Annotated in this window: 5 protein-coding genes; 1 reads left to right on the top strand and 4 read right to left on the bottom strand. The window is 43.1% G+C overall.

What is annotated here, in order from left to right; genetic code table 11:
* Window positions 1–35: 35 nt before the first annotated feature.
* From yidC to AHMF7616_RS10020, 3 genes are all read right to left on the bottom strand, one after another.
* On the bottom strand, window positions 36–1,844 hold the full coding sequence (gene yidC / locus AHMF7616_RS10030) for a membrane protein insertase YidC (RefSeq protein WP_115372767.1): 1,809 nt from the start codon (window positions 1,842–1,844) through the stop codon (window positions 36–38).
* A 12-nt stretch (window positions 1,845–1,856) separates the two neighbouring features.
* Window positions 1,857–3,488, bottom strand: a complete 1,632-nt coding sequence (locus AHMF7616_RS10025; protein ID WP_115372766.1) for a CTP synthase — start codon at window positions 3,486–3,488, stop codon at window positions 1,857–1,859.
* A 206-nt stretch (window positions 3,489–3,694) separates the two neighbouring features.
* Entirely contained in the window at window positions 3,695–6,124 is a 2,430-nt protein-coding gene (locus tag AHMF7616_RS10020; protein ID WP_115372765.1) for a TonB-dependent receptor, read from the bottom strand.
* Window positions 6,125–6,656: 532 nt separating this feature from the next.
* On the opposite strand from AHMF7616_RS10020, the gene AHMF7616_RS10015 reads away from it, so the two are divergent.
* A complete protein-coding gene (locus AHMF7616_RS10015; RefSeq protein WP_115372764.1) occupies window positions 6,657–9,254 on the top strand; it encodes an MGH1-like glycoside hydrolase domain-containing protein in 2,598 nt (865 codons plus the stop codon).
* A gap of 806 nt (window positions 9,255–10,060) precedes the next feature.
* Here the strand turns inward: AHMF7616_RS10015 and AHMF7616_RS10010 are convergent.
* Window positions 10,061–12,562, bottom strand: coding sequence for a TonB-dependent receptor (locus AHMF7616_RS10010; protein ID WP_233507456.1), 2,502 nt, complete (start codon window positions 12,560–12,562; stop codon window positions 10,061–10,063).
* Window positions 12,563–12,592: the final 30 nt, after the last annotated feature.

The raw sequence follows: 12,592 nt of genomic DNA, 5'->3' as shown, positions 1-12,592 counted from the left end.
CAGCGTAATTTGTGTAATCCCCGAAAATCTGCGATCTATTTTTTACTGCCTTTTTTCTGTTGGGCTTCCCGCTCAGAGGCCGCTTTCATGGCTTCTTGCAAGCGTTTTTGGAAACCACCGGGCTGTTTGTTTTTGTTTTTCTCTTTATTAGAAATAAGTTTTTCCCGGATTTTATCTTCGTCTACAAAGCGTTTAATTAACTCTTGCTGTCCGAAGGTAATAATGTTGGCTACAAAGTAATAAAAGCTTAAGCCAGCCGGTAAAGAGTTTACCACAAACAAAAACACCAAAGGCATTAAGTAAGAATAAAACTTCATTGGTCCTTGAATACTGGTGTTTACCTGGTTATTTGACCAAGTATACAAGATGGTAGAGGCCGTCATTAAGAGGGTAAACATACTCACGTGGTTACCATAAAAGGGAATAGTAAACGGTAAGCGGGCAAATACATCGTACGTCGAAAGATCCTGCGCCCATAAGAATGGCTCTTGCCTTAATTCAATCGAGTTCGGGAAGAAGTTAAATAAGGCAAATAAAACCGGAATCGAAAGCACCACCGGAATACAGCCGCTCATGGGATTAACTCCTACTTCGCTGTAAAGCTTCATGGTTTCCGATTGCGTTTTCTGCATGTCCCCGTCGTTTTTTTCTTTAATGGCATCAATCTCGGGTTTCAAAACCCGCATTTTAGCCATAGAGAGGTAAGACTTGTAGGTTAATGGAAACAACAAAGTTTTTATAAACAATACCAGTAAAACGATTATAATACCGTAACTGCTAATAAAACGCTCCAAAAAGTGGAACACCGGAATAATCAATAACTTGTTTACATAAGAAAAAATACCCCAACCTAATTCTAGGTTTCGCTCAAAGTCAAAAGGTAGTTGCTTTAAGACGGTAAAGTCATTCGGGCCAAAAAAGTAAGTAAATTCACCTCCATTCCCAAGTACATCGTTCACCGGAATAGCCAGGGTAGTGGCAAAGGTTTTTACCTCGGTGGTATCGGCCTGATTAAAGCTAACTTTTAAATCACCGCTGGCGAAAGTATTTTTAGCTATAATAGCAGCCGAAAAAAAGTTTTGCTTGTTCGATACCCATTTAATAGGCGTCTCTAATTTTTTTGTATCGGTTTCATTAGCTTTCCCTACTAAATAGTCAAAATCATCTTCGGCCATCATCACGTTTAAGCGCGAATGATCCCGGTTTTGTTTTAAGTCAAATTCGGTTTTTTTTAAACGATCATTCCAATTGAAAGTCAAAGGTTTATTAGCAACTATTTGATTTAATCCTTTAAAATTAACCTTGTAATCTAAAGTAAAACCATCAGAGGCTAAAGTATACGTTTGATTGATTGATTGACCCGCTCCTACCTCCGCGCTAAAGGCTAAAACCTGGGCTCCGTTCTGATTTGTAACGGGCTGGGCTTTAAAATATAAATCAGACAACCGGATAGCTTTACCGGAATTCGTTAGAAAAGTTATGTCGGCGTAACTACTTACTTTATCAAATAAAATTAAAGGCTTTTTATCCCAGGTTTTGTAGTTCTTCAATAATACTTCGTCTACTTTACCGCCTTTATTGCTTAAGGTAATCCGCAGGTTTTTGTTCTCCAGAATAACTTCCTGGGCGGTACCTTGCGCTAAAGCGCCAAACTCACCTAGCGTTTTAGCCCGAACAGAATCCGGGATAGTAGCGGGTGTAATAATGGTACTGAAATTGGTACTGGCGGTAGTAGTTTGTTGTTCCTGAGCGGGTTTGGGGGGCGCTTTGGGAGCAAAGAATGTCATGTATACGATCAGCAGGACCGAAATAATAACTAAGCCTACTGCTTGATTTTTCTCCATATTGTGTTGGTACTAACCTTTTAAATAATCGTTTTTAGTTTTGGTGTGTTGTATGGCCGCTTTTATAAATTTTACAAATAGCGGATGCGGATTTAAAACAGTGCTTTTTAGTTCAGGATGGTATTGCGCGGCTACAAACCACGGATGGTTTTGAAGTTCAATCACTTCTACCAGGTTAGTGTCGGGGTTAATGCCCGTGGCCAACATGCCGTTTTCTTCAAATGCTTGCAAATATTTATTATTGAACTCGTAGCGGTGGCGGTGCCGTTCACTAATTTTCGTTTTACCGTAGATATGCTGCGCCCGGCTTCCTTTTCTTAACTCACAAATATAGGAACCCAACCGCATAGTACCACCTTTCTGCGTTACATCTTTCTGATCCTCCATTAAATCAATAACCGGATTAATGGTATTGGGGTTCATTTCGGTAGAAGCAGCATCGGATAAACCCAAAACATTACGGGCAAACTCCACCGCGGCGCATTGCATGCCCAGGCAAATTCCCAAAAACGGAACGTTACGCTCCCGCACGTATTTAATAGCTTCCAGCTTGCCTTCAAAGCCACGACTCCCAAAGCCCGGAGCTACTAAAACCCCGTCGCTTTTGCCCAAGAGCATATCAATATTATCGCGGGTGAGGTATTCGGATTGAATGGTTTTAATCCGGACTTTGCACTCGTTGGCGGCGCCTCCGTGAATAAAAGCTTCGATAATAGATTTATAAGCATCGGGTAGCTCAACGTATTTCCCTACTAAAGCAATATGTACTTCTTCCGTCGGATTTTTTAAACGACCCAAAAACTCTTTCCAGGAATCCAGGTTTAATTCGTGTTTACCCGATAATTTTAATTTTTTGATTACCCGATCGTCGAGCTTTTCTTTTTTCATCATCAGCGGCACGTCGTAAATGGTTTCGGCATCCAGCGATTCGATGACCGAGTTCACTTTTACGTTGCAGAACAACGCAATTTTCTTGCGCATCTCCAGCGGGATCGGATGTTCGGAGCGGCACACCAGAATATCCGGTTGTACCCCGGCTTCCGAAAGCGCTTTCACGGAGTGTTGGGTAGGCTTGGTTTTTAATTCGCCGGCTGCTTTTAAGTAAGGCAGCAAGGTTAAATGGATCACCAAAGAATCGGACTGCGGTAATTCCCAACGCAGTTGCCGAACCGCTTCGATAAAGGGCAGCGATTCAATATCGCCTACGCAACCACCAATTTCCGTAATCACAATGTCGTACTCCCCGGTTTGGCCCAGCAACAACAACCGGCGCTTAATCTCGTCGGTGATGTGCGGAACCACCTGCACCGTTTTGCCTAAATAGGCCCCTTGGCGCTCCTGGGTAATTACGTGGTTGTAAATTTTACCCGTGGTAACATTATTGGCCTGCGAAGTAGGAATATTTAAAAAACGCTCGTAATGACCCAAGTCCAAGTCGGTTTCAGCGCCATCGTCGGTTACAAAACACTCGCCGTGTTCGTAAGGATTTAAGGTACCGGGGTCGATGTTAATGTAAGGATCGAATTTTTGGATGGTCACGGAAAAGCCTCTGGCTTGTAATAATTTGGCAAGTGAAGCGGAAATAATGCCTTTACCGAGCGAGGAAGTAACACCCCCCGTAACAAAAATATATTTAGATTCCATAAGTATTTTGCGGCTTATGGGATACAAAGTTACGGTATTATTCCGAGTTATCGGTTATATATTTCTGAGGATTTCTAAAATATACCAATAGCTCAAGCTAGTGGTTAAATAGTTAATATAAAGAATTTAATACAAAGCTGATTTGCTTCCTACTGTTTCCTTGGCTCCAAATTTTAGCCGGAGCCAATGAAATCAGACATTTAGTTTTACCTTCCGCCTTTGTCGTCGTTGTTGATTTTTTTTGTTTGCTTGCCGCCACCGGTGTTCATTTGTCCGAAACGCCATTCAAAAGTAAGCCGCGCGGAACGGTTCACGTAGATAGAACTGTAATCGCTGATGAAAGTGCTGGCTTCCTGGCGGCCGGTTTGGTGAATGGCTCGTTTAAAGGGATTATTCAAGCCTAAAGTTAAGCTGGCTTTTTTATCCCAGAATTCGCGCTTACCCGCAAAGCCGTACCAGTAATAACCCGAGTTGGTACCCTGTAAACTAATCCACCCCGATCCAAAATTACCGTTGGCCTGGATCGAGTAATCTTTCGGAAGTTTGTAAGTACTGTTAAAGTTTAAATTCCAGATAAAGCCATCGTTTCGTTGGTTTTGAGCCGGGCTGCGTAAATCCACAAATCGAATATCGGTTCCGCCGTTTAAGTTCCAGTTTTTGTTGGGTTGCCCAGATAAGTTTAGGTTTAAACCGTAGGTTTGGCGCGTCGCAATGTTCTGCGGTTTACTGAACGAAACGCCGGAAACATCTACGATTGTCAGGTATTCAATGGCATTATCGGTAAAGCGCCAGTACAGAGCCGAGTTTAAGGATAATCCTTTTTTGGTGTTCAGGTTATAGCCGAGTTCGGTAGCGTGGTTTAATTCGGGTTTCAGGTAAGGGTTGCCGGTGTTCACATTTAAAGTATCACTGGCGTTTAACCAAGGGTTTAAATACCAGATTAAAGGCCGCTGAATGCGTTGGGTATAACTTACTTTTATGGTTTGGGTTTTAATTCCTTTGGAGATGGTTATGCTGGGTATGATATTATTGTACTGATTTTTAATTTTGGTTTGATTGGTTACAAAATCGCCTTCGATATCGGTGTGTTCCAGGCGAGCCCCAATGTTTAAACCCCATTTCCGTTTGGTATCCACGCGCAAAGCGGTGTAACCCGAGGTAACCTGTTGTTTGTAATTAAAATCATTAGATAGCAAGGGATTAGGGATTAACTCGCCGGCTCCATCCACCGATTCTTCTACCCGGTATTCACTGCCGATATCCCGCAAAATGCCTTTGGCTCCCACTTCCAGCTTTATACTGGCCGTGTCGCGGCGGCTTTTTAACGTAAACGGATGGGTGTAATCGGTTTGTACGGTGTATTCTTTGTTGCGGCTGTAATTAGAACTGTGTTGCCGGTAAGTAAGCAGCTCGGCCATGGAGTAGCTGTCGGTGTCGTAAAAGTAATTATCCGGCATGCGGCTGAACTGCGTTAAAAAAGCAAATTCCTGATCCGGTTTTTTAAAATTTTTGGTGTAACCCAGGTCCAATTGACCGTTGCCGTACGGGTTACGGAACCGGCGATCGTTGCGGAAAGCTTGCAGTTCCTGACCGGCCGGATTCGTTAAACGGTTTAGCAAAGTGCTGTTATTGGGGTAATTACCGCCCCAGACGTTAGCCGAAAAATTTATCCGGCTTAAAGAGTCCGGGTCGTAATCAAAACTCATTTCGCCGTAGCCACCGGTGCCGGTGTTATCAGCTTTGCTCGATTGATTTAAAATGTTAACCGGATTATTATTGAAGAGTGTCGTACGGGTAGATTGAATTTCCCACTGGTTGCGGTATTGGTAGCCATTAGCCGATAGAGTTAAGCCAATTTTCTTTTTCTTTAAGTTTAAGTTGGTACCCACCGACCGGTTGTAATTACCAGCGGTAATATTAGTAGAACCATTAAAGCCCTGCAGGCCTTTTTTGGTGATAATATTAATAACTCCCGCGGAACCTTCGGCATCGTATTTGGCCCCGGGGCTGGTAATTACTTCTACGGATTTAATGACGTTGGCGGGCATTTGGCGCAAAGCATCGGCCAGGTTGCGGGCCATCATGGCAGAAGGTTTGCCGTTTATTAAAATTTTTAAATTACTGTTGCCCCGCATCTGCACGTTCCCGTCCAGGTCAACGGTTAAGGTCGGAACTTTGCGTAACACATCGGCGGCCGTGCCACCGGCATTCGAAATATCTTTCTCGGCATTATAAACCAAGCGATCACCTTTATCTTCCACCAATGCTTTTTGACCCGTGACGGTTATCCCACTTAGTATTTTGGTGTCCGGACTCAACTTTACACCACTCAGGTCTAGTTCCGTTTTTTCGGGGGTGAGAATTACCGGTAATGTTTTTGATTTATAGCCCACAAAAGAAAGCACTAATTGGTACTTGCCTAAAGGCACATTAGCGATAACAAAAGCGCCGGCAGCATCAGTGGTAGCCCCGGTAATAAGTTTATTTTCTTGCTGCAAGGCGGCATTGGCAAAAGCAATGGGTTTGGCAGTAACCGAATCGGTGAGAAGACCGGTAATTTTACCCGGATGAGCCGCTTGGGCATGTAATAAATGAACACTAAACAACAGGATAACCAGGGTAAAAAGAGTTTTCATAGTTACTTGTAATTAAAAATTTAAAAAATTTTAAATCACATTCCTTTCACCACGCAAATTCTTTCCGAACAATCTTAAGGAGATATGTAGCAATTAAAAAATAGAAATAAAAACCTGGGTTAAAAAAAGCTGGGTTAAAAGTCAGAATAGGAAATATCCTAATTTTTTAGCTTTGTTCCAGTAGGAGCTTTTAATTGGTAAGAACCACTTAGTAAATTAGGTTTAAAACTAGGTTTAATCTGCTAATTACTTTTTAGCTTTAATCCGGTACTTGTAGGGTGCTTCTATTAATAAAAATATGCCCCGGTATAAATACGATGCTGATCGGCTTGTTTTTGCATACAGAAAACGTATAAATTTTTTTAAATTATTTTTGAAAAGGCGTAAAAAAGAGATTATCAGCCAGTTTTCTTAAAAACCAAGGATATAGCATTGCACCAGCCTACTCAAAGATGTAAAATTTAAAAAAGAAGTTGCTTGGTAAACCAAAATATTTTCAAGGCCATGTTAAGCTGTGGCTAAACTGCTAGCAATGAACAAGGAACAAGAAAGATTAAAAGATAATACCTGGAAAAAATGGGGACCGTACGTAAGCGCCCGGCAATGGGGAACTGTACGCGAAGATTATAGCCCCAACGGCGATGCCTGGAACTATGTATCGCACGACATGGCCCGCAGCAAAGCGTTTCGGTGGGGCGAAGAAGGAATTGCCGGCATCAGCGACGACGAACAACTTTTATGTTTTGCCCCGGCTTTCTGGAACCACCAAGATCCGATTATTAAAGAACGTTTTTTTGGCCTCACCAATGCCGAAGGAAACCACGGCGAAGATGTGAAAGAGTTGTATTATTATTTAAATAATACGCCCACGCACTCCTACATGCACATGCTGTACAAATACCCGCAGCAAACTTTTCCGTACGCGCCATTAGTAAACACCAATCGGCAAAGAACCAGGCAACAGGCTGAATTCGAAATTGTGGATACCGGCATTTTTGATCAAAATAAATACTTTGATATTGCTATTGAATATACCAAAGAATCACCCACTACCATTCTCATTCAAATTACGGTTATGAACCGGAGCCAGGAGGAAGCCGCGATTCAGGTAATTCCCACCATCTGGTTCCGGAATACCTGGGCCTGGGGCTACGACTCTTACAAACCATTCATTCAATCGGGCTCCGGCCAGGTAATGGAAATTTTTCATCAACAATTGGGGCAATATTATTTAACGGCCGAAGGAAATCCCCAACAGGTGTACTGTGAAAACGAAACGAACGTATCCCGCTTGTACCACCAGCCAGGTTCGGGTAACTACTACAAAGATGGCATTAACAATTACCTGGTTGATAATCAAGATACTGTTAATCCGGAAAACAAAGGAACCAAAGCGGCCTTTATTTTTGAGGTAAGCGTCCCTGCCCAGGACCAGGTTAGTATTCGGTTGTGTTTATCCCAAAACCCTAACTATGATTTTGCTACTTTCTCCGATTTGGTCTCGCTTCGGAAACAAGAAGCAGATGAATTTTACCAGCAAATTTTAAAAATTAATAAAACCGAAGAAGCTTACCAGATTAAAAAACAGGCCCTGGCGGGTTTATTATGGAACAAGCAATTTTACTACTTTGATGTGCACCAATGGTTAAAAGGCGATCCGGGGCAACCGCCGCCGCCTCCCGAACGGCTTCATTTACGTAATGATTGCTGGAAACACGTCAATGCCAAAGAAATCTTATCGATGCCGGATAAGTGGGAATACCCTTGGTTTGCGGCCTGGGATATGGCTTTTCATTGTTTTCCGCTGGCCCTGGTTGATCTGGATTTTGCCAAAAGCCAATTGCTATACCTTACCAAAGAATGGTACATGCACCCGAATGGCCAATTACCGGCTTACGAATGGAATTTCAGCGATAGCAACCCACCCATTCACGCTATGATTACCTGGGAAATTTACCGCCAGGAAAAAGCCGCTAATAACGGGCAAGGCGATGTAGCTTTTTTAACGAAAGTGTTTCATAAGCTGATGCTAAATTTTACCTGGTGGGTAAACAACAAAGACGAACACGGTAACAATATTTTTGAAGGCGGCTTTTTAGGATTAGATAACATTGGCGTATTCGACCGGAACACCATTTTACCCGGTGGCGGCCACATTGAACAAGCGGATGGCACCAGTTGGATGGCCATGTACGCGTTAAACTTAATGCAGATCGCCCACGAATTATCTTTGTACTACAGTGCTTACTCCGACATCAGTGCCAAGTTTTTCGAACATTTTTTGTACATCGCCGGCGCCATGAACGGCTTAAACGAACTGCAGGAAAACCTATGGGACGAGGAAGATAATTTTTATTACGATCGGTTGCGCTTTCCGGAGAACAAATCAGTTCCCTTAAAAGTCCGCAGTTTAGTTGGTTTAATTCCCTTGTTTGTGGTAGAAACGGTAGGGGAAGGAGGCATGCAGGAAGATGAAGCCCTGGACCAACGAATGAAATGGTTCCGGCAGAACCGCCCGGATTTAGCCGATTTGGTGTCGCATTGGGAACGGAAAAATGCCAAAGGTTTTCATTTAATTAGTTTAATGCGGGGTTACCGCATGAAAATGACTTTGAAATACCTGCTCGACGAAGAAGAGTTTTTGAGTGAATATGGCATTCGCTCGGTTTCTAAGTTCCACCAACAGCACCCATTTGATTTCAGGTTAGATGGCAAACATTACAGCATCCGGTACACGCCCGGCGAAAGCGATAATAATATGTTTGGGGGTAATAGTAACTGGCGCGGCCCCATTTGGATTCCCTTAAACTTTTTGATCATTCAGGGGTTAAAACGCTTTTACCAATTTTACGGCGACGAATTTAAAGTAGAATGCCCCACGCGTTCCGGTAATTACTACACCTTGCAAGAAGTTGCCGAAGAATTAAGCAGCCGGGTTTTTAAAATTTTTAAAAAAAATGCTGCGGGAAAACGCCCTTTGTTTGGTTCTGCCCCTCTTTTTCAAGAAAGCAAAGATTTTCAGGATTATATCTTATTTTACGAGTATTTTAACGGCGATACCGGTCAGGGCTTAGGCGCAGCCCACCAAACCGGCTGGACGGCTTTGATAGCCACTGATTTGTTTCAATAAGATGTTATTGGTTAAGAAAAATTGCTTTTTACAGTAGCTTTTTAAAAATTTAACTGGTTATAGGTAATAGCTTTCTTAGAAAGAAAGGACTTACTTAACTTACAACGGCTGAACTTTGGAGCCTTTTGAAGTCTCCAGGCTCTAGTGCTATCTAGTTTGACCAGTAGCCTGTTTGCCTCCTGGCCGGGGGGCCGTTGGGCTCTTCCGGGCTGGTCTAAGCTTCCTTTTCTCGCTCCGCTGCGGAATGTCTCCTTCGTCGACACCGGAACCTTAGAAGGCCCTCCTGAGCCAAACTGATGTCGTTTATGCTTAGCTACCGTTTAAACATAAGCAGACAAACCAAAGTATAAAATTGTTTTTGCTGATTCTGGTAACTTTCTGCATTTAGAAATTTTTATATCTCATTCTTGCAAGGCACTCTAAGGAAAGCAATAGCTACCAGGCGATGATACCAGTTTGGCTGTAAGCACCTGCTAGGGTTCCGGTGTCGACGAAGGAGACATTCCGTAGCGGAGCGAGGAAAGGAAGCTTAGGCCAGCCCGGAAGAGCCAAACGAAGCCCGCCGGCCGCGAGGCAAAATTTGATGTCAACAAGTTAGATAGCACCAACGCCTGGAGACTTGCAAAGGCTCCAAAGATAAGCCATTGTAAGTTAAGTAAGTCCTTTCCATTGATCTTAATTATAGAATTGTACTAACACTATTTGGTTTCAAGAAAAATCCGTTACAAGGCATCATTTAAAAGGCAATATACTAAGCGTAGAAGACAAATTTTTTAAATTTTAACAGGATTCTTAACTTAAAAATTTTAGAACTCGATGCGGTAATTCAGAACCGGAATAAGTCCGGTTTGGGTACTGATTTTTAAACTTTGGGTATCTTCATCGTAATACTGATTATAAAAATTCAACCGGTTGGTAGCATTCTGAATATCCAGGGACAAGATGTAGGAAGCCTTGGGCCGGTTTTTCCGGTAACTCACCCGGATATCGGTCCGGAAGTAATCAGGTGCTTGGGAGGCAAAGCTTTGTTTTTCGTAATAAACGGCTTTGCCCTGTAGCCGCGATTGCTCTATGTTTAGCGGGGTATATCGGTTACCGCCCGCCCATAATAAACGCACATTCAACCCGATTAAATTCCCGCTATTCTTACCTACTTTAAACTCTTTACCACCCAACGCATTTAAAATATGCTGCCCATTAAAACGGGTATTTCTTTCAATACCATCCGCCGCGGTATATTTTGAATTGTACAACGAGCTGGTAACTAAAAAATAATAATTATTTGTGAAGAATTTCTCCAAACTCATTTCTACGCCATAGTTTCTGCCAGTTCCATTGCTCACCAGGCTATCGGGCATTAGGCCGTTTCTTGAATTTAGGGCAGCCAAGGTATTATTGGAATCCGGGCTAATGGCCAGATTATAGAGCTGTTGGTAATAGGTTTCTACTTTAAACCGGAGATCTTCGCGCAATAGGCGGTCATAAGATAAAACGTAGTGGCGGGCTTTTGTTAGTTCTAAATCTTTGTTACTTTGGGAATACTGGCCGTTTCCAATGGGTTGTTGTACAAAGTATACCGCCATAGATTCGTTACGGCTATGGGTACCAAAAGCCGCTCCCAAAGCTTGGTTCGGCGCAAAATTCCAACGAATACCTAAGCGCGGCTCCAGAGCACTGTTTCCGTTTAAAGCTAAGCGCATGTAATGCAAGCCGGTATTTAAAGTTACTTTTTCGGAAATGCGGTATTTCCATTGGCCATATCCTTGCCATAAGCCGGTGCCGCCTTTGTTATCTACAAATCGCTCTATCTGATTATTATGATCTTCGTTGCGGCCTTCGCTGAATAAGTTAAAATTTAAATTGCTGTAAATAGCCCCCACCCGCACGGTATGCTGGTTATTTATTTTGTGGTTGTATAATACCGAGGCCCGACCGGCGTAATTTTTAAAACTTTCTTGGTAAATGGTATTTACATTATAATCTGTACCAATGGAGTCGTACCGATATTTGGTAAAGTTACCCGAAAGAGAAAGCACGGTTTCCAGGTAAGCTTTGGAATTTACAAAATACACGTGCGATAAACCGGTGGCCCCCATGCCGGATTTAAAAATATCATCGAAGCGATCTTCTTTTTCTTTCCATTCCGAAGCATCGCGCACGGCTTCCTGGGCCTGGGTGCTGTAGCCACCTATTCCCCAGAGCGTAAAAATACCGGCTTTTGTGGAAGGCAACAGGACTTTAAACGAAAAATCCTGAAACTCCGGAATAGCATCGCCCCCGATATTCACGCCAATTTTACTTAAAATACCAAGTGTAGAATACCGGTAATTGGCCAGGTATGATCCTTTATAATTCTTCTTTATTGGGCCTTCGGTGGCAAAATCTACTCCCAATAGCCCTACTTGTAAAGCGTGTTCTCTTTTTTCATTATTCCCTGACCGTAGTTTCATGTCAAAAATACCGGACAAAGCATTGCCGTACTCGGCCGGAAAAGCACCGGTGAAAAAATCAGAATTATCAATCATGTTTACGCTTAAAATACTAATGCCGCCGCCCGAAGCACCTTCTTCGCCGAAATGGTTCGGATTGGGAACTTCTATGCCTTCCAGGCGCCATAAAATGCCTTTGGGCGAGTTGCCGCGCACCACAATTTCGTTGCCGCCATCGTCGGTGGTGGCAACGCCGGCGTACGACATGGCAGCCCGGGCGGGGTCGTTCACGCTGGCCGCGTAGCGTTTGGTTTCTTCCACAGAAATAGACCGGGCACTCAGAGTGGCCATGTCGTTAAGCGGTTTGCCTTTATCGGGCTGGGCCGTAATCACTACTTCGTCCATTTGCCGGATCGATTCGGTTAAACCTACCGTTAGCACCAATTCTTTACCCGAACCCAATAGCAACTCCGGAATGGTTTGTTCTTCGTAACCAATGTAGTTTATTTTTAAAGTATGCCGGCCCACCGGTACCTTTTCCAGCTTAAAATTACCCTCGGCATCGGTAATGCTGCCTTTAACGGGGTTTAGGTTGGTAATGCTGATAGAAGCCCCGATTAAAGGGGTTTGTGATTCCCGGTCAATCACTTTGCCCCGGATCGTTTGCGATAAATTCTGGCTGAACACCATGATTGGGCAGCCCAGCAAGCACAGCAAAACCATTGCTTTAGTTTTAAAATTTTTAATAAAAGAACCCGAAGTATTAACGGGCTTCCTTAATTTTTTCTGTTGGCGTTCGTATTCGGCCTGGGCTTTTTCCCAGCCTTGCTGGTAAGTAGGAGCAGTTAATATTTGATTACGGTTGACATATAATTTCATAGTCGAATTTTTTAAGCAATAAAATTCTGG

The sequence above is a fragment of the Adhaeribacter pallidiroseus genome (assembly GCF_003340495.1).
GTDB lineage: Bacteria > Bacteroidota > Bacteroidia > Cytophagales > Hymenobacteraceae > Adhaeribacter > Adhaeribacter pallidiroseus.
This window is presented reverse-complemented; position numbering and strand designations above follow the sequence as displayed.

What these genes read in the sequence shown, in the direction of transcription:
- yidC (WP_115372767.1), bottom strand. Translation starts at nt 1,844, where the DNA reads ATGGAGAAAAATCAAGCAGTAGGCTTAGTTATTATTTCGGTCCTGCTG.
- AHMF7616_RS10020 (WP_115372765.1), bottom strand. Translation starts at nt 6,124, where the DNA reads ATGAAAACTCTTTTTACCCTGGTTATCCTGTTGTTTAGTGTTCATTTA.
- AHMF7616_RS10010 (WP_233507456.1), bottom strand. Translation starts at nt 12,562, where the DNA reads ATGAAATTATATGTCAACCGTAATCAAATATTAACTGCTCCTACTTAC.
- AHMF7616_RS10015 (WP_115372764.1), top strand. Translation starts at nt 6,657, where the DNA reads ATGAACAAGGAACAAGAAAGATTAAAAGATAATACCTGGAAAAAATGG.
- AHMF7616_RS10025 (WP_115372766.1), bottom strand. Translation starts at nt 3,488, where the DNA reads ATGGAATCTAAATATATTTTTGTTACGGGGGGTGTTACTTCCTCGCTC.